We start from the raw sequence: 20,326 nt of genomic DNA on the forward strand, positions 1-20,326 counted from the left end.
GCGCCCCAGGCTACCCGTCCCGCTGCGGTGTCGGTAAACCAATGGACGGTTGCCACCGCCGTCCACCGGAAGGGTGCCGGGAAATGTCGTCCTGCCGACGCCCAAGACTTGATTTCGGTCAGCGGAAGCCCGGCCAGATCAAGCCGTCCCCATCGACGCCGCTTCCCGGTACTGTCGACCCAAGATCACGACTGCGAGCCGCAGCCCGGGAACCGATCGGCGGTCCCGGTACGTCATAGGGAGGAATCGGCTGATCAGATGTCCCCATGGAAGGAGCCGAGGATGAGAAGGCACGTATCTTGGTTGGTGGGCTTGGCCCTCATTGTCGGGGCTTGCGCTCCCGACCCGGCCACGGCGCCCCCGCCGGACGCATCGATCGTAGGCACCACCGACCATCGGGAGCCGACGGTGGCGACGACCGGCGGTTCTATAGCCTCGACCACCGTTCTCGACAACGCGGTGGGCCTGTTCGCCTCGGCACTGGTGGAGTTCGACTCCTGCGATGCGTTCCTCGGCCACGTCAAGGCGGAAGCAATGGAGCGCGTCGGACCCTACGGCCTGCCCGGTGCGGGCTATTTCGGCCCGGAGCTCTGGAACGGCGAGATTCTGGAAGAGGCCATGGTAGAGGAGGCGGCCGCCGATGCGTCCACCCCCGCGACTGCGGTCTCCTCCCCGGCACCGCAGGCCGGAGTGGATTACTCGACGACCAACGTCCAGGAGATCGGCGTAGACGAACCTGACATCGTCAAGACCGACGGGAATCGGATCCTCGCGCTGGCTCAGGGCATCCTGTACTACGTCGACGTGTCGTCAGGTCGCCCTGACCTCCTGGGATGGTTGGATCTCTGGTCCTGGGATTCCCGGCAGGGCAAGGACGCGGAGTTCTGGCGTCACGAGATGTTCCTCGGCGCCGACAGCGCCCTCCTGATTGCCGGCGGGCGCGGGCCGGACGGAGATCTCACCCAGGTGGTCCAGGTCGATCTGTCCGACCCCGAGAACCTGGTCGCAACGGTCACACTCACGGTGGAGGGCAGGTACGTCTCGGCCCGCCTGGTGGGGGAGCGGGCCAGCCTGGTCATCTCCTCCCGGCCGCACGAGCGGCTCCCGTGGGTATATCCCGGATCGAGTTCGGCCGAGCCGAGGGCCGAGCTGAGCAACCGGATGACCATCGAGGAGTCGACTCTGGAGGACTGGGCCCCGGGCTATGTCCGCGAGGGCACCGGCGGCGTCTCCGAAGGCCTGTTCCTCGACTGCGCGTCGGCATTCGCCCCCGAGGAGTTCTCCGGGTTCGACTTCCTGTCCGTGCTGAGCCTGGACATCGCCGGCGGTATCGAGATCGACGCGGTATCCACCGTGATGTCGGGAGGCGACACGATCTACGCCTCGTCAACCGACCTCTACGTGGCCACCGAGCGCTGGGTTGATTGGTCCGTCCTCGATGAGGAGGAGGCGATCAGCGAAGCCGAGACCATCCGCACCTATATCCATCAGTTCGACATCGCCGGGGCGGACGGGGCCGAGTACCTCGCGAGCGGATCGGTGAACGGATACCTCCTGAACCAGTTCGCCATGTCGGAGCACGACGGCCATCTGCGGGTGGCGTCCACCAACGAGCCCCCCTGGGGTTGGTGGTTCGACGAGAACCGACCTTCCGTGAGCCGGGTTGACGTTCTGGCGAGGGATGGCCGCCAACTCCGGGTCGTCGGGTCAGTGGGCGGCCTCGGTGAGGGCGAGCGGATCTTCGCCGTCCGGTTCATCGGCGAGGTGGGGTACGTGGTCACCTTCCGCCAGACCGATCCGCTGTACACCATCGACCTGTCCGACCCAGAAGACCCGCGGGTGGTGGGCGAGCTCAAGATCCTCGGTTATTCCGCCTACCTGCACCCGATCGGAGAGGGGCTCCTACTCGGAATCGGTCAGGACGCTGATGAGCAAGGAAGGACGCGCGGCGCCCAGGTCTCGGTGTTCGACGTGTCCGATCTGGCCAACCCGATTCGCATCCATCAGTTCACCCTCGAGGACTCGTTCTCCGAGGTTGAGTGGGATCACCGAGCCTTCCTGTACTGGGCCCCGGAGGAGATAGCCGTCATGCCGGTCAGTTGGTGGGAGCAGGATGTCCAGTCGGGCTCCTGGGATGACCGCACGGGCGCATTCGTCCTGTCGGTCGGCGCCGGAGGTATCCGGCAGCGGGCAACTATCGAGCACGAGATCAAGAACGCGCGCGGCATCTCCGAGGAGGAACTCCGCTACATGTACTGGTGGCTCCTGCCGATTCGCCGCTCCCTGGTGGTGGGCGACACCCTCTTTACCCTCTCGGAAGGCGGCCTGCTGGGATCGGACCTGGGAACATTCGAGCCAACCTCCTGGATCGGGTTTCAGATCCCGGACTACGGGGTGCCGGAACCCATCACGTACTAGACAAGTTGCCGGTGGCCGGTGGCCGGTGGCGACCCCGGGGCATCAGGTTCCGTTGGGCCCTTGAGCCTGGTCGGTTGTTCATGTTCTTCCTCGTGGTATACGTCCACTGACCACTGTCCACTGACCGGGTAGGATCGCGCCATGCCCTCCGGTCCGGTCATCGCACTAGGGGCGGCGCTGATCCTGCTGGTCCTGGCCGCCGTCGGGGTGGCCGTCCGGATGGGACGCAGGAGTAACCGGGCAGATCGGCAACCCGTCTACGTCATCAACGACGCCATCGACCACGCGGTGGAGCATCTCGACCCGGAGGTACTGGACCGGATCCGCCGCGCCGGCGCGCAACGCATCATCGAATGGTCGGTGCACTACCTTCAGGGTCTAGCGGTTCCTGCTCGCCGACGGAGGGGCTTGCGGGTGGTGGCCGGGGGAGAGGGCAACGCCATCGAGTACATCCGCGGCGAGCTGGCAGAAAGAGGATACGATTACACCCCGTCCGACATTGCCGCGGTACTGGCCGGAGAGGCGACGTACCTGGCGGGCATAGGAGCAATGGGAGAGCGGGTCGAGGAAGGGAACCCTGTATGAGGGCACGCTGCGGTCGCTGCGGCACCGGTTTCGAGGTAATGGCGCCGGGCCGCTACGCCTGTCCGGCCTGCGGTGTCACCAACGAGGTGCGCGGCCCCGCCGGCGGTCCGCCCGGCGCCCCACCCCGGCCACAGGACATGGTGCCTCCGCCCGCTCCACCCGAGGCTCCCTCCCGGAGGGAGAAGTGCCGGGCCGCGGAGTGTGGTTTCAGCTTCATCGTGGGTGACGTGAAAGTGGCGCCCTGCCCGATGTGCGGGGCCGTGGTGACTGTCGGGAGAGGGATCTGAGTGGCCGCCGGAGCATCATCCCGCCTGCCGCGATTCGAGAAGAGCCGCTTCATCGGCGCCAGGGACACGATGATCGTCTACGACTGCGACGATGCCCATCAGTTCGCCCGGCTCGAGACCAGGCTCGAGGACGACGGTCTGCTTGGACGCAACCTGATCCAGAGCTTCGCCCCCGACACCCTCGCCGAGGCCCGCAACCGGGGATTCCGTAGTGTGTAGTTGCTAGTTCCTAGTGTCAACTATCAACGATCAACTAAAGAACTCCAAGCAGGAACCAGGCGCCCACCCCGACCAGTATCACCATGGCGGTGATCAACGCCGCGATGATCAGGTACCTGGTAGGCATGCCGGGAGGGTAACCATGAGTTTGCCCGCTCCGGCCGCACCGGCTAATTGTCAGCGGCGGGTCGCCACTAGGCTGGGCGCTTCCCTTGGCGAACCGGAGAGTCGCATCTGTGTATGACGTAATCGTGATCGGCGGCGGCCCGGGCGGCTACGGCGCCGCCCTGTTCGCGCACAACTTCGGACTATCTGTGGCTCTGGTCGAGAAGGACGAGGTGGGCGGCACCTGCCTGCTGCGCGGATGCATACCGGCCAAGAGTTGGCTCCAATCGGCCGAGGTGTATTCGACGGTTCGCTCCGCGGGGGAGTTCGGAGTGGTGATCGGGGAGGCATCCTTCGACTGGCCGAAGGCGCTGGCGCGCAAGGACCGCATCGTGAACGGCCTGGTACGGGGGCTGTCCGGCCTGCTGAGGATGCGCAAGGTCGAGGTCATCAAGGGCGCGGGCCGGATGGCCGGACCGGGAAGGGTCGAGGTCGACCAGGACGGATCAACCCGTGTTCTGGAAGGCCGGAGCGTGATACTCGCCACCGGATCGGCTCCGATCGAGCTACCGGCCTTTCCCTACGACGGAGTGAGGATCGTCAGCTCCGATCATGCACTCGACTGGACCGAGCGGCCCGACCGGGTGGGAATAATCGGGGGCGGGATCGTGGGATGCGAGTTCGCCAGCCTGCTGGCCGACGTCGGGAGCCGGGTGGTGGTCTTCGAGATGCTGGACCAGATCATCCCCGGCTTCGAGCCGGCCGCCGCGCGCGAGCTCCAGAAGCAGCTGAGGCGCAAGAAGGTGCGGTTCTTCCTCGAGGCGGCGGCGAGGGTCGACAACTCCGGCGACCATCCCGTTCTCCTGGGCGGGACCGGCGCCGCCGAGCAGGGAATCGAGGTTGACGCAGTGCTGGTGGCGGTGGGGCGACGTCCGGTCACCGAGAACCTGGGGCTGGATACGGTGCGGGCGGAGACCGACCGGGGCTTCGTTATTGCCGATCGGGAAACCATGCAGACCGCCGAGCCGGGTGTGTTCGCGGTCGGCGACATCGTGGCCGGCACTCCCGGTCTTGCCCATGGCGCCTTCGCCGAGGCCATCGCCGCCGTCACCTTCATAGCCACCGGAGAGACGCGTCCGGTCGACTACCAGGCCCTCCCGAGTGTCGTCTACACCCACCCTGAGGTGGCGTCCGTGGGACTTACCTCGGTCGATGCGGCCGCCGGGGGAATCGAGGTCGAGGAGCACGACCACTCTTTCGTAGGCGTGGGCCGGGCCCGCATCATCGGGAAGAACCAGGGATTCGTGAAGATCCTGAACGAGGTCGGTGGGCCTATCGTGGGTGCCACCGTGGTGGGACCGCAGGCCGGCGAGATGATCCACGAGTTGATGTACGCGGTGGGCTGGGAGGCCCTTCCGGAGGAGATGGCGGCGTTCATACATGCCCATCCCACCCTGAGCGAGGCGATAGGAGAGACCCTGCTGTCCTCGTCCGGTCTTTCCCTTCACTGAGTCCACGGATGAGGCCCCGAACCCCGGAAAGGTAAAGAAACATGCCAACCACAGTGTCCATGCCGCAGTTGGGCGAGACGGTGACGGAGGGCACCGTGCTCCGGTGGATGAAGCAGGTGGGTGACTCCATCGCTCGCGACGAGGCCATCGTCGAGATCTCCACGGACAAGGTCGACACGGAAGTTCCGTCGCCGGTCGCCGGTGTGGTCAGCGAGATACTTGTCGGAGAGGGTGACACGATCGAGGTTGGCACGGCCATGGTGGTGATCGCCTCGCCGGACGAAGACTCGACGGCCGCACCTTCCGCGGAGGTCGGGACGCCCGACTCGGAGGAGGGGGGTGCGCCCCGGTCGGCGGCCGCTCCGGTTGCCGCTCCGGCCCTTACAACTGCGCGTTCCGACCGGCCCGGGCCCCGCAAGTTCCTGTCGCCGGTGGTTCGCCGCCTGGCCCGGGAGCACGACATCGACCCGAGCGTCATCGACGGCACCGGGCGGGACGGCCGGGTGACGCGCAACGATGTGCTCGCCTACATCGAGAGCATGAAGGCGAAGCCCGATCCGTCCCCGGCCCCGGCCCCGGCCCCGGACCCGGCTGATCTTGCCCCCCCGACCGATGAGCCGGCGAAGCTCAGCCGGCTGCGGGTGCGAATCGCCGACAACATGGTCGCTTCCCTGCGAACCGCCGCCCACGTGTGGACCTCGATGGAGGTCGACTACGAGCAGGTGGAGAGGGTGCGCCGGGCCCATCGCGAGTCCTTCCGCCGGCAGGAAGGGTTCTCGCTCACCTACCTGCCGTTCATCGCCCGCGCCACGCTGGACGCCCTCCGGGCCTTTCCGGTGGTCAACAGCTCTTTCGACCAGCAGGGGCGCACCGCCACCTTCCACCAGGATGTCGACCTCGGCATCGCCGTCGACCTCAACCAGGATGGCCTGATGGTGGTCACCATCCGGAAGGCGGATGACTACTCGGTGAGAGCCCTCGCCAGAAAGGTTCGCGACCTGGCGGTACGCGCACGCAGCGGTCGGGTGGGCCCCGGTGACGTGTCGGGTAGCACCTTCACGATCACCAACCCCGGACCCTACGGATCGTTCATGTCGGCCCCGATCATCAACGTTCCCAATGTGGCCATCCTCTCGACCGACGGGATCGCCAAACGCCCCAAGGTGATAACCACGCCCGATGGAGCGGACGCCATCGCCATCAGGCACCTGGGTTACCTCGGCCTGTCGTGGGATCATCGAGCCTTCGACGGATCCGTCGCGGTCCTGTTCCTGCGCCGGATAAAGGAAAACCTGGAGACCTGGGATTGGGAACAGCAACTGATCTAGAACCGGTCCTGCTCACGGCCGAACCGGACCGGCGGTTCCGGGTCGCGGCCGACCCGGCCCGGCTGCGTACCAGGTGGTTGGGCCGTCTCGCCTACGACGAGGCCTGGGACCTGCAACGCGCCTTCTGGGAAGGTCGGCAGACCGGCCGGGCCACGTCCGATTACCTGCTCCTCCAAGAACATCCCCATGTCTACACGGTGGGGCGCAACGGCGACGGCTCCCACCTCCTGATTCCCGAAGAGGGCTTGGCCGGCATAGGCGCGCGGCGTTTCGACATCGACCGCGGCGGCGACATCACCTACCACGGCCCCGGACAGCTGGTCGGCTATCCCATCGTGGCCCTGGCCGACCTGCGGAAGATCGTCCCCTACGTCCGGGCCGTGGAGGAGGTTCTGATCCGTACGCTCTCCGACTTCGGAGTGGAGGCCTGGCGGGATGCCGGGTACACGGGAGTCTGGACCGACCGGGGGAAGATCGCCGCGATCGGCGTACGCGTGGCGCGGGGCGTCACCATGCATGGCTTCGCCCTGAACGTCGATCCCGACATGGGCTATTTCGATCATATGAACCCCTGCGGCATCACCGACCGGCCCGTCACCTCCCTGGTGGAGTTGCTGGGACGGAAGGTCTCCATCGAGGAGGCGGTGGACGTACTGGTCCCTCGCTTCGTGGAGGTGTTCGGATACCAGGACAACGACCTCCAGCTGGGCGCCTTCACGCGGGGACAGGGACGGCCCCGGGCATTCGAGGTGGATCGGCTGCTCGCCGAGGGAACCTTCGCTCCGAAGGGTCGGGCCGCCGTGCCGGTGACGATCGGCAAGCGGCTGGAGGGCGAGCCGCCCCGGGCGCCCTGGATGAAGGTGACCGCCCGCCTGGGACCCGAATACCGCCAACTCGGGAGGCTGATGCGGGAGCTCGACCTCCACACCGTGTGCGAGGAAGCAGGCTGCCCGAACATCTACGAGTGCTGGAGCGAGGGCGCCGCCACCATCATGATCCTCGGTGGCGTCTGCACCCGGGCATGCGGTTTCTGCGACGTCACGACGGGCCGCCCCCAGGGACTCGACCTGAACGAGCCGGCCCGGGTGGCCGAGGCGATCGCCGCCATGGGACTGCGCCACGCCGTGATCACGTCGGTCAACCGCGACGACCTGCCCGACGGCGGCTCGACCGTCTTCGCCAGGACGGTGCAAGAGGTGCGGAGTCGGGTACCGGAGTGCGACGTCGAGGTGCTGATTCCCGACTTCAAGGGGGTCAGGGGGGACCTGGAGCGGGTCATGGATGCGGGGCCGGCGGTCCTGAACCACAACACGGAGACCGTGCTCCGGTTGCAGCGTGAGGTGCGAACCGCCGCCTCGTACGGACGCTCACTCGCCCTCCTGGCCCGTGCGAAGTGGCACCGGCCGGACGGGGTGGTGAAGTCGGGCTTGATCGTGGGCATGGGCGAGACCCGTGAGGAGGTCCTGGGCGCCATAGCCGACCTCCGGTCGGTCGGTGTGGATGTGGTCACGGTAGGCCAGTACCTGCGGCCCACGGTCAGGCACCGCCCGGTCCACCGCTACGTCCATCCCGACGAATTCGACGAGTACGCCGACTTCGGCCGGCGGATCGGTCTGGCGCACATCGAGTCCGGCCCGCTGGTGCGGTCGTCGTACCACGCCCGGGACTCCCTGGACGCGGCCGCCACGTCCGAGGGCCGGCAACCATCGGCGGTCGCCGGCCCTGATTCGTCCCGGTTGCCGGCAACACTCACGTAGGGGAACTGTTGCGACCGCATCACAGGGGTGCGGGCACCCCTCACCAGGTCGCGCCGGATGGCAGGCCGGCGCGACTGGCATCGCGACGCGATTAGCCTCCGGCCCAAGCCGATCGTAAGCGAGGAGACGTGGCCGAGCGCACCATCGAAAACCTATTGCAGGAAGATCGCATCTTCCGGCCGTCGCCGGAGTTCACCGGACAGGCCAACGCCCAACCCGGCCTCCACGAGCAGGCTGGCACCGACCCGGTCGCATACTGGGAGACGCAGGCCCGCAACCGCGTGACCTGGTTCAAGGAGCCCACCGTCCTCCTGGACGACTCCAATCCGCCCTTCTTCAAGTGGTTCACCGACGGCGAGCTCAACATGTCCTACAACTGCCTCGACCGCCACATAGAGGCAGGCAAGGGCGGCAAGGTGGCCTACTACTGGGAGGGCGAGCCGGGGGACGAGCGTGCCATCACGTACCAGGATCTCTACGAGGAGGTTTGCCGGTTCGCCAACGGTCTGCGCTCGATCGGTGTCCGGAAGGGCGACCGGGTGGCCGTCTACATGGGCATGGTTCCTGAACTGGCGGTGGCCATGCTGGCCTGCGCTCGCATCGGCGCCGCCCACAGCGTCATCTTCGGCGGTTTCTCGTCCGACGCCATCTACGACCGCGTCGAGGACGCCGGCGCCCGGGTTCTGATCACCTGCGACGGCGCCTGGCGGCGGGGGAGCGTGGTGGACCTGAAGGTAGCGGCCGACCGCGCCATGGAACGGACCGACCTGGTCGAGAAGTGCGTGGTGCTACGCCGGACCGAGAACGACGTGACCATGGAGGAGGGTCGGGACATCTGGTGGCACGACCTCGTCGACGGCCAGAGCGCGGTGTGCGAGCCCGAGGTGATGAATGCCGAGGACCTGCTCTACCTCCTGTACACGTCCGGCACCACCGCCAAGCCCAAGGGCATCATGCACACCACGGGCGGATACCTGGTGGGCGCGGCGACCACACACAGCTTCGTGTTCGACATCAAGCCCGACCAGGACATCTGGTGGTGCGCCGCCGACATCGGCTGGGTGACCGGTCACACCTACATCGTCTACGGGCCTCTGGCCAACCAGACCACCTCGGTCATGTACGAGGGTACGCCCGACTACCCGGACAAGGACCGGCTGTGGTCGATCATCGCCAAGTACAAGGTGACGCAGCTCTATACCGCCCCCACCGCCATCCGGGCCTTCATGAAGTGGGGTGAGGAGTACCCGCAACGGCACGATCTGTCCACACTGCGGGTTCTCGGCACGGTGGGCGAGCCCATCAACCCCGAGGCTTGGATGTGGTATCACGAGCACATCGGCGGTGGCAAGGCGCCGGTGACGGACACCTGGTGGCAGACCGAGACCGGTTCGATCATGATCGCCCCCCTACCCGGCATCACCGCCACCAAGCCGGGCTCGGCCACCAACCCGATGCCGGGCATCCAGGCCGACGTGGTCGACGACGCGGGCAACCCGGTCGCCAGGGGAGGGGGCGGCTACCTGGTGATCCGCAACACCTGGCCCTCCATGCTGCGCTCCATCTGGGGCGACGATCAGCGGTACGTAGACACCTACTGGTCCCAGTTCGATGGCATGTACTTCCCGGGCGACGGGGCCAAGCTGGACGACGACGGGTACCTATGGTTGCTGGGCCGGGTGGACGACGTCATGCTGGTGTCCGGTCACAACATCTCGACCATGGAGGTGGAGTCGGCCCTCGTCTCGCATCCGTCCGTGGCGGAGGCGGCCGTCGTCGGCCGGTCCGATCCCCTCACCGGCCAGGCGATCGCCGCCTTCGTCAGCCTGAGAGCCGGCATCGAGGGTGACGGATCCCTGCTGGCCGAGCTACGGGATCATGTCGCCAACTCGATCGGCCCGATCGCCAAGCCCAAGAGCATCGTCTTCACGCCGGACGTGCCCAAGACCCGTTCGGGCAAGATCATGAGGCGCCTGCTGAGGGATATCTCGGAGCAGCGGAAGTTGGGCGATGTGACCACGCTGGCCAACGCCGATATCGTGGCCGAGATCGCGGAGATGGCGGCCGCGGCTCCTGCTGACGAGGACTGAGCCGGCTGCCTGCGTGCCGGAGGAGATGTCATGCTGCTGACAGGTAAACGGTTGCTGGTGACCGGCGTGCTCACGCACGGTTCGATCGCCTGGCACAGCGCCAAGGTGGCCCAGGAGCAGGGCGCCGAGATCGTGCTGACCGGTTTCGGAAGGGGGATGCGCCTCACGGAGCGCTCAGCCCGCCGCCTCCCGGATCCCCCCGAAGTGTTGGAACTCGACATCAACGATCCCGTTCACATGGAGCGCCTGGTGGACGATCTGGATGACCGCTGGGGGAGCCTGGACGGGGCCCTGCACGCCATAGCCTTCGCGCCCGAGGACGCGCTGGGGGGCAAGTTCCTGACCACCCCCGTAGAGAGCGCCGCCCTTGCCTTCACCACCTCGGCCTTCTCGTACAAGACGCTGGCGGTCGGGTTGCTCCCGCTCCTCGAGAAGGCAGGAGGAGGCTCCCTGGTGACCCTCGACTTCGACAACAGCACCCAGGCCTGGCCCGCCTACGACTGGATGGGCGTCTCCAAGGCCGCGCTGGCCTCGGTGACCCGCTACCTGGCCCGCGACCTGGGGCACTCCAACGTCCGGGTCAACGCAGTATCGGCCGGCCCGTTGTCGACGATGGCGGCCAAGGGCATTCCCGGGTTCGACCGGTTCCAGGATGTCTGGAACGAGCGAGCTCCGCTCGCCTGGGACACCGCGGATCCCACCCCGGTGGCCAACATGATCTGCGTGATGCTCTCCGACTTCGCCACCAAGGTGACCGGGGAGGTCATCCATGTGGATGCCGGCTTCCACGCCATAGCAACCTCAGGCGGCCCTTCCGAGGGGTGACCCTACGGGCCTAGGGCCGTGATCGGCACCACCTGGACGCCGTCCGGTCTCGGGTAGGCGGGGCCGGTAGAGGTCACCACCACGAGGGCGCCCAAGTCGCCGACCCGGCGGGCACCGACCTTGTTGCGGAGGCGGAGCAGCGACCGCGCGCCCTGTTCGACAGCGTCGCGTGCCGGGCTCAGCTTGACCTCGATCGCCATCCACGCGCCGTCATCCCGTTCGATGATGGCATCAGCCTCCAGGCCGGTGTCATCGCGATAGTGGAACACTTCGGCTCGCTGGAGTCGGCCGTAGATCCGCAGGTCGCGGACCACCAATGACTCGAACAGGAGGCCGAAGGTCTCCGGGTCCGCCATGACATGCGCCGGCGACGCCCCCAGCATGGAGGCGGCGAGGGAGGGGTCTACGAAATGGCGCTTCGGAGCCTTGCGCAGGGATGTCCGGGACCGGAGCCCTACCGACCAGGCAGGCTGGGGTGGGCCATCACCGGGGACGCCGGACCTCCTGCCGCTGTGCGAAGATAGGCCCCCGTTGAACGGTCCAGCCAACCCGGGTGTGGAAATATGGAACCTGCCGGATACCTGAGCGCCCTCGTCTTCGGGGCTCTTTCCTTCGTGTCGCCCTGCGTCCTGCCCCTGTTGCCCGGATACCTGGGGCTCATGTCCGGCTACTCGGTGGCTGACCTGCAGCAAGGGAAGGCCTCCACCGCCCGGATGCTCCGGGTCACCGTGATGTTCGTGGTCGGGCTGACGATCGTGTTCGTGGCCCTAGGAGCGGGGGCAACCTCGGTGGCCGGCCTGCTCGCCCGCAACAAGGGAGCCATCACCACGGTGGCGGGCTGGATGATCGCCGTGTTCGGGCTGGTCATCGTGCTGATGGCGCTCAGCACGTCGCCCCGCCTGGCCTTCCTCTACCGGGAGCGCCGGCTCCACTTGCGCCCTTCGCAGCTGGGGGGTTGGGCGCCGCTGTTGATGGGCATGGCCTTCGGTTTCGGCTGGACCCCGTGCATCGGGCCGGTGCTGGCGGCCATCCTCACACAGGCCGCCACCCAGGAGACGGTCGGCCGGGGGATGCTCCTGCTGTTCGTCTTCTCGATGGGTATGGGCCTTCCGTTTATCGCCGCCGGGATCGGGGTGACCAAGCTCTACTCGGGGATCAAGCTCCTACAGCGCCACCTGCGGACCATCAACGTCCTGTCGGGCCTCCTGATGATGGTCTTCGGCTGGCTGTTCATCACCGGCCGTATCACGGACCTGTCGAGCCTGGTGAGTGAGTGGATGATCCGGCTCGGCCTCGAGGGTCTGGCCTCAATCTGATTTAATCGTGGTCGGTCTGTGTTGCGACGGCGTGCTCTGGGACCGCCGGCGACACCTCTGGCTGCGTCCTGCCTCCTCAACGTACCCTGCGGGTACGCCTCCGTCCGCAGTCCTTGCCATAGACGCCGCTGGCGGCGCCATATCCCACTGCCACCCCACAGACCGACCACGGGGGACCCGCACTAAATAGCGATCGCTCACGGCGTGTGGCGTCCTCACCCACCCGCTAGCCTCGTAGCGCTCCCGGTGGCAAGGCGCAGGTCGCCGGGTGATGGGAGGACTCGTGGGCAGGTCGGCTGCCTGGGTATTGGCCGTTGTCCTTGTCGCGGGCTTGGTGGTCACGGAGCCGCCCGGCGCCGTTCAAGCCCAGGATGCGGAGCTCTGCGACCCTTCCGGCGCCCGCCCCTTCGCCGACGTCGCGGCCGACGACTACGCCGCCGAGTACATCCTCTGCATGAGAGTTCTAAGCCTCACCCGAGGGAACTCCAGCGGGGGATACGGCCCGGACGACACCCTCAACCGAGGGCAGATGGCGTCCTTCATCGTCCGCCTCTGGCGTGACATCCTCGGCGGGGAGTGCCCGACCGGAGACACGCCCTTCACGGATGTGCCGAGCACAGGCACCCACGCCGCCAATATCGCGTGCCTATACAACCTCGGGATCACCAAGGGTGTCTCCGACACCGAGTTCGCCCCGCGCAACCCGGTGAAGGCCTCCCAGGTGTCCAGGTTCTTCCTGAGGATCTACGAGCGACACGGTGGTACGTGTCCTGATCGGGCGTCGGAACTCGACGAGGCGGTCGAGTGCCTGGAATCCCTCCATGTCATCCCCACCGCCGGCGAGGGCCGGAGCGGCCGGGCTGTGATCAGATCGCAGATGGCCGTCTACATGATCGGCCTGTGGCACAACCTCGAGTACGGCCCTCCGCCCGTTCCGCCCCTCCTCGGCACCCCGACCGAAGTCCTTGGCGCCGGCCTCGCGCTGGCCCTGCTCTCGCAGATCACGGTCGCTCCGGAGTGGATCACCGGATACAGCCGCAGCCTCTTCGACCATTGGAAGGACCTGGACGGGGACGGTTGCGACACCCGCCGCGAAGTGCTGATCAGGGACTCGAGAATCGATCCGGCGATGGACAGTGGCCGCACCTGCTGGGTGGCCTCGGGTCTCTGGTACTCGCACTACGACGGCATCTGGCTCACGGATCCCTCCGAACTCCACATCGACCATCTGGTTCCGCTGGCGGAGGCCTGGGCGTCCGGCGCCCATCTCTGGAACCCTGACCGGCGCGAACAATTCGCCAATGACGAGTACGCGCTCGTAGCGGTCACGGCCGGGTCCAACCGGAGCAAGGGCGCCCGCGATCCGGCCGAGTGGATGCCGGCCGGCGACGCCGGCTACTGCCCGTACGCAGCGGCATGGGTGGCCGTCAAGGCCCGCTACGACCTCACTATGGATCGGACGGAGTACGACTTCCTTGCGGACGTGCTCGACGGGACCTGTGCCACCACGACCGTGAGCCTGGACACACCGATCCTGGCGTTCCCCGTGCTGGCGATTCCGGAACTGCCGGCCGTCGGGCCCACGACCACCACCACGTCAGCCCAGGGGAGGCCTCCGGACCCGGGCGACAGCAAGAACTGCTCCGATTTCTCCACCCACCGCGATGCGCAGGAATGGTTTGATCACTACTTCCCCAACTACGGTGACGTGGCCAGGCTGGACCGGGACGGCGACGGTGTGGCCTGCGAGTCCCTCCCGCGGGGCTGACAGGACCCCCGGTCCGTATCGACAACAGGAGGCTGCTACTGCCAATCCCTGGCCAGGTCGCTCAGCCGTGCCCTGCCGAACAGTTGTGCGGCCGCCTCGGCGGCCATGGCCCTCACCTCGTCCTCGTCCACCCTCGTGGAACGCCCATCCTCAACGATGACTTCGCCCGCCACGATCACCATCTCGACATCGGCCGCGCTGCCGGAGTGAACCACCGACGCAACCGGGCGGCTCCATGGCGTATGCCGGACGCCGGAGACATCGACAACCACCAGATCGGCTGCCCGGCCCGGTTCCAGCGAACCGGCCTCCAGACCGGTCATGGCCGCACCGCCCAGCGTTCCCAGTTCGAGAAACTGTTCCACGGTGGTGGCGGTCGAGTCCAGGCTGGCCACCCGGTGCATCAGCATTCCGGCCTTCATGGCCTCGAAGATGTCCTGCCCGGCGACTGCCACCCCGTCGCTGCCGAGGGCCACGGTGGCTCCGGCCGACAAGAGCGGATCCAGGTGGAGCACGCCGGAGGCCAGGTACTGGTTGGAGATCGGGTTGTGCACGGCTGTAGCGTTGGCAGCGCCCATGGCTGCTACCTCGTCGGGATCCAACCAGACGGCGTGAGCGAGCGTGGTGTGGCGGCTGAGCAGCCCGCGGTCCGCCAGCCAGGCCACCGGCCGGGTTCCGTGCACCTCCGTGAAGAACGAGATCTCGTCCTGGACCTCCGAACAGTGCATGTGCCAGCGAACGTCGCCGGCCTCAGCCATCTCCGCGGAGGCCTCGATCAGCTCCGGCCATACGTAGACGATGTTCTCCGGACACGGCCAGACCTCGACCAGGCCGCCTCGCGGGCGCTCCGCCATGCACTCCGCGGTGATGTCGAGTTCGTCCTGATTTGTCAGGGCGAACAGGTCAGGATCAACCCCCATCAGCTCGCCGCCAGGGTTCATCTCGCCGAATATTCCCCGGGCGATGGCGCCCCTGATCCCCACCTCCTCCACCGCGTCGGCCACGGCCAGGATGGTCTCCGTGTCGGTAGGCGCATAGTGGTTGTCCACCACCATGGTGGTTCCGGACAGGGCGGCCTGAAGCGCGCCGAGGCGGACGGCGGCCACGCTCATCTCCCTGGTGATGGCCTTCGAGTAGGGGAGCATGAACCTCTGGAGCCAGGGAACCAGCGTCATGCCGTCGCCGAGCCCGCGGCCCAACGACTGGAACAGGTGCGTGTGGCCGTCGGTCATCCCGGGAAGGACCACCTTGCCCCGGCAGTCGATGACCTTCCCGGCAGTCTCCCGCAGTTCACGGAGCTCCCCGCTGTCGCCGACCGCCGTGATCTTCCCGTCTGCGACGGCCACGGCGCCGCCATCCAGCACTCGCCGCTTCCCGTCGAGGGTGATCACCACCCCGCCCTCGAGCAAGAGGTCGCACTCGAGACGATCAGGGGAAGAAGGAGTCTGGCTCATGGGTGACCTCCGTGTCATGAAGCACCTACCCGGCGCTGTTGCCCGATCGTAACTATCCGGGCGGTAAGGACCTGTAGAGCGTGTGTTCCGGTGCGGGCAGTCTTGCGGATGGCCCGCCGGGCGGGTTAAACTCGGGTCGAGAACGGCGCGGGGTGGAGCAGTCTGGTCAGCTCATCGGGCTCATAACCCGAAGGTCGTAGGTTCGAATCCTACCCCCGCTACCCGCTACAGCCCTCGTTCCCCAAACCGATGGGGACGGGGGTTGTTTCTTTGTGATCCGCCGGCTTCCCGGCGACGGTGGCGAAAGGACCAGGCATTGAGTGCTCCGATGACGGTGTTCGAGGCCATGCGAAGGCGCCGCATGCACCGGCAGTACCGGCCCGAACCACCCGATCAGGAGACCCTTGAACGCTTGGTCTACGCCGCCGGACGCGCCCAGGTGGCCCGCCCTGGCATCCGGCACCTGATCGTGGTCACCGACCCGCGGATTGTCCGCACCATGCGCCAGGCATGCCCGGGATTCGTGAACAACGCCCCGGTCGCCATCGCCGTATGCAGCGATCTGAAGAGGTCGGAGCAGGAGTCGGGGATACGGGGGGTAGAAGTGGTGAGCAGGCTGGATGCGGGTGCGTCGGCCGCCTTCATGGCCATCGCGGCGCCCGCACTCGGAATCGGCGTATGCAAGATCACCAGCTGGAGCGAGGAAGTGGTCCAGGCCATCCTGGGCCTTCCGGAGCATGTACGTCCGGAGGTGCTCATGGCGGTGGGGATACCGGTTGCCAACCCCTCCAAGCCGCTGAAGGGCTTTCAGCCGTCCGTCCATGCCGACCGGTTCGGTCGCCCGTGGGGTGCGCCATGAGCAGTCACGATGCCGATCCCCGGGAGTTCCTGTTCGACTTCGTGCTGTACCTCGTTACCTGCGCGCGGCTCCACCTCGATGAGAAGCCCATCTACGGGGCGTTCCGGATGATCGAGGGCGCCAGCCGTCTCATCGAGGCGGCAGAGGATCTGCCCGGCTGGGAGGTGGACGGGTTCCTGGCCGAGCAGCGGGCGGCGATCGAGGCCAACAAGGCTCGGATGACGGTCGACAAGGACGGCTTCCGCGACTGGCTGAGCGACCTGGCCAGAGACCTGGCCGCCGAAGCCACCAGGAGAAACCTCGATGCGGCGGGGTGAGCAGGGGAACGGAGCCCCTCCCTTAGCGCATTAATCGATGGACCGGGGTGATCGCGCTCCTATAGTTCTGTAGCCATGCGGATCCGAATCAGCGTGGTAGCGGTTCTGGCTACCCTCGTTCTCCCTGTTCCCGGCGCCATCGGCCAGGCCGGAGACGACGCCGCGCGCCAAACCGCATCACTGCGCAGCTCACTCGAGCCCGGCGACGTCCTCCTGCGCGGTCAATCGCTCCGATCCCCGGACGGCGCCCACCGAATGGCGTTCCTGCCGGATGGCAACCTGGTCCTGTATCGAGGCGCCGAAGAGGTCTGGTCCTCGGGAACGAGCCGCCAGGCAGGCAACCGCCTTCTCATGCAGCACGACGGTGACCTCGTCATGTACCTGGCGCTTCAGTTCGGAACCGTGCCGGTCTGGCGTTCCGGTACCGGCGGCTTCGACGGCGCTGAGCTGAGACTGCCCGAGGATGGGGGAGCGACCATCCGCCGCCACGATGCGCAGCTTCTCTGGTCGGCCGGGTTGACGGCGCCCGATGTGGGTCTTGCCGGCCGTCAGCACGCAGTCTATGACCGGCGCGGCGAGAAGATGATGGCCTGGCTGGTCGAAGCCGACGGGACGCTGACGGACACCTACCCCGTGAGCGGCATGTTCCGGAACCCGCCCGCCGGTCACTACGAGATCTACTCGAAGTCCGAGGTGGCCTACGGTTTCCGAGGGGGCAGCATGAAACACATGGTCCGCTTCGCCTGGGGAGCAAGCGGTTGGCGGATAGGCTTCCATTCGATCGGTGTGGACGCGAGCGGAGCACCGAACCAGACGCTCGACCAACTCGGCCAGGGGTTGTCGGCAGGTTGTGTTCGGCAGCGTGACGACAAGGCGGCGTTCCTGTACGACTGGGCGCCGATCGGCATGCCGGTTGTGGTGCTGGGCTGACACCCTCGCTCCATGAAGGGCACCTGAAGCACGACCACGACCTGGTTGGCGCCTGGGTGAGGTTCCGGGGTTCCGGCACGGGCGACTCTCTTCGGTAACGTGGACCGCATGAAAGTCACTCCGAGCCCGGCCGGATTCCGCCGCCTTGCCGAGCATGCTTCTGTGGTCCCGATCAGGATGGCCTTGCTGTCTGACCGGGAGACTCCGGTCAGCGCGTTCGGCAAGCTGGTCGGCCACTCGCCCGGCTTCCTGCTCGAATCCCTCGAAGGAGGGGAGCGTTGGGCGCGCTGGTCGTTCCTCGGATGGGATCCGATCTTCACGCTCACAAGCCGGGACGGGGTAAGCCATATCGACCATCCCCGGGTCCGGTTACCCGAGGGAGACCCGCTCACGGTCCTCGAACGGCTGCTTGCCCGCTACGCCATGGACCCGATGGACGACCTGCCCCCCTTGCATTCCGGAGCGGTCGGATATCTCTCCTATGACGCGGTCCGCTACATCGAGCGGCTTCCCGACCAGCCTCAGGACGACCGTGGCCTGCCCGAAATGATGTGGCAGTTCGTGGGCAGCCTGGCGGCCCTCGATCATCCCGGTCAGACCTTGCACCTGGTCCGCAACGTCTTCACCGACCTCGAGGAAGACCTGGACGCCGCCTACCAAGACGCGGTAACCCGGCTCCACGACGCCGCTGATCGGCTCGGGACCGCCCTCCGTTACCGCCCGGCCGCCGGGCTCGACCATTCGGCCCGGCCCGACCTGCCCGCAGCTTCGACCCTCGATCGGGAGGATTTCGAACGGGCTGTCCTCAAGGTCAAGGACTACATCCGGGAGGGCGACGCCTACCAGGTGGTGCTCAGCCGCCGCATCGGGACCCCGTTCGAGGGGGATCCCTTCGATCTGTACCGCGCCCTGCGCCTCATCAACCCGTCGCCCTTCCTCTTCTACCTCCGGCACCCGGACCTCACCGTGGCGGGCTCGTCGCCGGAGCTGATGACCCGGGTGAGGGACGGGACCGTGTTCTCCCGTCCCATCGCCGGCACCCGGCGGCGGGGCGCCTCCCCGGAGGAGGACCGCGCCCTGGAGAAGGAGATGCTTGCCGACCCGAAGGAACGGGCCGAACACGTCATGCTCATCGACCTGGCCCGCAACGATCTGGGCCGGGTCTGCGACTTCGGCACGGTGACCGTGGACGACCTGATGGTGGTGGAGCGCTACTCGCACGTCATGCATTTGGTGTCGGGCGTATCGGGACGGCTTCGAGACGGGCTGGGCCCGGTCGACGTGGTCAGGGCGGTGTTCCCCCATGGCACCGTATCGGGAGCGCCTAAGGTGCGAGCGATGGAGATCATCGACGAGATCGAGCCGGTGGCCCGCGGTCCCTATGCCGGCGCAGCCGGGTACATGGACTTCAGCGGCAACGTGGATACCGCCATCTGCCTGCGGACCGTCGTGATAGCCGGTGGCACCGCCTGGGTCCAGGCGGGCGCCGGCCTGGTGGCGGATTCCGATCCCGAGACCGAGTTTCAGGAAACAGAGGACAAGGCGGCCGCGGCCCTCGCGGCCGTGGCGGGGGCGGAGCTGCTTTGAGCGTCCGACCAGGCGATCCCGGCGACTCCAGGGACGGGTATGCCCGTGCCAGGGCCGGCGCGGGATTCGCTACGGACATGCTGGGCCTGTTCTGGGCCGTCGGGCCGGATGCGATCTCTTTCCTCCAAGGCATCGTCAGCCAGGACATCAAGGGGCTTTCTCCCGGTCAGGCGGCGAGGTCCTTCCTCCTGCAACCCCGAGGGAAGCTCGACGCCCTGCTCTGGGTACTGCGGGATGCAGACCGGGTGGGGATCGTCACCGATGCCACCCACCAGGGTGTCGCAATCGCCTCGCTGTCCCGATGGCGCTTGCGCGTCGACGTCGAGTTCCACCAGGACCGGCGTCCCGTTCTCGACGTCTGGGGGCCCTCGGATCGCGTGCCCGGAGCGTCGGGCGGTTGGCGGGATGGGCAGGGGACGCTGGTTGCGGAACTGCGCGCGCAACCGGTGCGGCGCCGCCTCGTCGCCGGCCGGGACTCGCAGGAGCTCGAGCAACTCGGCGCCGTTCCGCTGGGCCGCGCCGCGGTCGACACCTTCCGGGTCGAGGCCGGAGAACCCCGGATGGGCATCGATGTCGACGGCAGGACCATCCCCCAGGAGACCGGCCTGGTCCCCGAGGCGGTCTCGTTCACCAAGGGATGTTTTCTCGGCCAGGAACTGGTGGCCCGCATCGACAGCCGGGGCCGGGTCAACCGCCATCTCCGGGCGATAAGAATGCTCGGGCCGGCCGTCCCGCCGTCGGGCGCCCGCGTCTCTCACGGGGCGAAGGTGGTGGGTGAGCTCACGACAGTTGCGGCGAGTCCCGTCCACCGCGCCCCGATCGCGCTGGCGTTGATCCGCCGCGAAGCCCCGCCGGGCACCCGCGTCACCGTGACCTGGGAGGGCGCCCGGGCGGAGGCCGAGGTGCACGGCCTACCGATGACCGTCCGGGACGGATGAGGTTCCGGCCGGCCTGAACCGCGGCGTCCTGT

18 protein-coding genes and 1 tRNA gene are annotated in these 20,326 nt (G+C 67.3%); 17 read left to right on the forward strand and 2 right to left on the reverse strand.

The annotated features are described in order from the left end of the window. Positions 1-282 precede the first annotated feature (282 nt). The 9 genes from ACOQPD_RS01890 (at position 283) to fabI (ending at position 11,125) form a co-directional block, all read left to right on the forward strand. The gene (locus ACOQPD_RS01890; RefSeq protein WP_420613213.1) at positions 283-2,418 is read left to right on the forward strand and encodes a beta-propeller domain-containing protein; all 2,136 of its coding nucleotides are present in this window, start codon (positions 283-285) and stop codon (positions 2,416-2,418) included. A gap of 141 nt (positions 2,419-2,559) precedes the next feature. Continuing rightward, the gene (locus tag ACOQPD_RS01895; RefSeq protein WP_420613214.1) at positions 2,560-3,003 is read left to right on the forward strand and encodes a hypothetical protein; all 444 of its coding nucleotides are present in this window, start codon (positions 2,560-2,562) and stop codon (positions 3,001-3,003) included. Further along, positions 3,000-3,290 carry a hypothetical protein gene (locus ACOQPD_RS01900; protein ID WP_420613215.1) on the forward strand — a complete coding sequence of 97 codons (291 nt, stop codon included), beginning with the start codon at positions 3,000-3,002 and terminating at the stop codon, positions 3,288-3,290. Before ACOQPD_RS01895 ends, ACOQPD_RS01900 begins: the two co-directional genes overlap by 4 nt. Then, positions 3,291-3,509: a hypothetical protein gene (locus tag ACOQPD_RS01905; RefSeq protein WP_420613216.1), complete on the forward strand. Its 219-nt coding sequence runs from the start codon at positions 3,291-3,293 to the stop codon at positions 3,507-3,509. It abuts the gene before it with no gap. 236 nt (positions 3,510-3,745) lie between these two features. Then, complete coding sequence (lpdA, locus tag ACOQPD_RS01910) at positions 3,746-5,125, forward strand: dihydrolipoyl dehydrogenase (protein ID WP_420613217.1); 1,380 nt, start codon at positions 3,746-3,748, stop codon at positions 5,123-5,125. A 41-nt stretch (positions 5,126-5,166) separates the two neighbouring features. After that, positions 5,167-6,453: a dihydrolipoamide acetyltransferase family protein gene (locus ACOQPD_RS01915; RefSeq protein ID WP_420613218.1), complete on the forward strand. Its 1,287-nt coding sequence runs from the start codon at positions 5,167-5,169 to the stop codon at positions 6,451-6,453. Further along, the gene (gene lipA / locus ACOQPD_RS01920; RefSeq protein ID WP_420613219.1) at positions 6,432-8,210 is read left to right on the forward strand and encodes a lipoyl synthase; all 1,779 of its coding nucleotides are present in this window, start codon (positions 6,432-6,434) and stop codon (positions 8,208-8,210) included. The genes ACOQPD_RS01915 and lipA overlap by 22 nt, the downstream gene beginning before the upstream one ends. A 128-nt stretch (positions 8,211-8,338) precedes the next feature. Continuing rightward, complete coding sequence (gene acs, locus ACOQPD_RS01925) at positions 8,339-10,300, forward strand: acetate--CoA ligase (protein ID WP_420613220.1); 1,962 nt, start codon at positions 8,339-8,341, stop codon at positions 10,298-10,300. Between the two features lie 30 nt (positions 10,301-10,330). Further along, complete coding sequence (gene fabI, locus ACOQPD_RS01930; protein ID WP_420613221.1) at positions 10,331-11,125, forward strand: enoyl-ACP reductase FabI; 795 nt, start codon at positions 10,331-10,333, stop codon at positions 11,123-11,125. 2 nt (positions 11,126-11,127) lie between these two features. On the opposite strand, the gene ACOQPD_RS01935 is transcribed toward fabI, so the two are convergent. After that, a complete protein-coding gene (locus tag ACOQPD_RS01935; RefSeq protein WP_420613222.1) occupies positions 11,128-11,673 on the reverse strand; it encodes a DUF4143 domain-containing protein in 546 nt (181 codons plus the stop codon). A gap of 15 nt (positions 11,674-11,688) precedes the next feature. Here ACOQPD_RS01935 and ACOQPD_RS01940 point away from each other — a divergent pair, with 15 nt between their 5' ends. Both ACOQPD_RS01940 and ACOQPD_RS01945 read left to right on the forward strand, forming a co-directional pair. Next, on the forward strand, positions 11,689-12,441 hold the full coding sequence (locus ACOQPD_RS01940; RefSeq protein WP_420613223.1) for a cytochrome c biogenesis CcdA family protein: 753 nt from the start codon (positions 11,689-11,691) through the stop codon (positions 12,439-12,441). A 271-nt stretch (positions 12,442-12,712) separates the two neighbouring features. Further along, a complete protein-coding gene (locus tag ACOQPD_RS01945; RefSeq protein ID WP_420613224.1) occupies positions 12,713-14,209 on the forward strand; it encodes an S-layer homology domain-containing protein in 1,497 nt (498 codons plus the stop codon). A 35-nt stretch (positions 14,210-14,244) separates the two neighbouring features. Here ACOQPD_RS01945 and ACOQPD_RS01950 read toward each other — a convergent pair whose 3' ends face one another. Further along, a complete protein-coding gene (locus ACOQPD_RS01950; RefSeq protein ID WP_420613225.1) occupies positions 14,245-15,663 on the reverse strand; it encodes an amidohydrolase family protein in 1,419 nt (472 codons plus the stop codon). Positions 15,664-15,809: 146 nt separating this feature from the next. On the opposite strand from ACOQPD_RS01950, the gene ACOQPD_RS01955 reads away from it, so the two are divergent. From ACOQPD_RS01955 to ACOQPD_RS01980, 6 genes are all read left to right on the forward strand, one after another. After that, positions 15,810-15,884 (forward strand) — tRNA-Met (locus ACOQPD_RS01955). A gap of 95 nt (positions 15,885-15,979) precedes the next feature. Next, positions 15,980-16,522: a nitroreductase family protein gene (locus ACOQPD_RS01960; protein ID WP_420613226.1), complete on the forward strand. Its 543-nt coding sequence runs from the start codon at positions 15,980-15,982 to the stop codon at positions 16,520-16,522. Continuing rightward, positions 16,519-16,839 carry a DUF6092 family protein gene (locus ACOQPD_RS01965; protein ID WP_420613227.1) on the forward strand — a complete coding sequence of 107 codons (321 nt, stop codon included), beginning with the start codon at positions 16,519-16,521 and terminating at the stop codon, positions 16,837-16,839. Before ACOQPD_RS01960 ends, ACOQPD_RS01965 begins: the two co-directional genes overlap by 4 nt. 75 nt (positions 16,840-16,914) lie before the next feature. Beyond that, positions 16,915-17,769, forward strand: coding sequence for a L,D-transpeptidase family protein (locus ACOQPD_RS01970; RefSeq protein WP_420613228.1), 855 nt, complete (start codon positions 16,915-16,917; stop codon positions 17,767-17,769). A 108-nt stretch (positions 17,770-17,877) separates the two neighbouring features. Then, the gene (gene trpE / locus ACOQPD_RS01975) at positions 17,878-19,356 is read left to right on the forward strand and encodes an anthranilate synthase component I (RefSeq protein ID WP_420613229.1); all 1,479 of its coding nucleotides are present in this window, start codon (positions 17,878-17,880) and stop codon (positions 19,354-19,356) included. Next, complete coding sequence (locus ACOQPD_RS01980; RefSeq protein ID WP_420613230.1) at positions 19,353-20,294, forward strand: YgfZ/GcvT domain-containing protein; 942 nt, start codon at positions 19,353-19,355, stop codon at positions 20,292-20,294. Before trpE ends, ACOQPD_RS01980 begins: the two co-directional genes overlap by 4 nt. Positions 20,295-20,326 lie beyond the last annotated feature (32 nt).

The organism is Candidatus Spongiisocius sp. (genome assembly GCF_965221825.1).
GTDB lineage: Bacteria > Actinomycetota > Acidimicrobiia > Spongiisociales > Spongiisociaceae > Spongiisocius.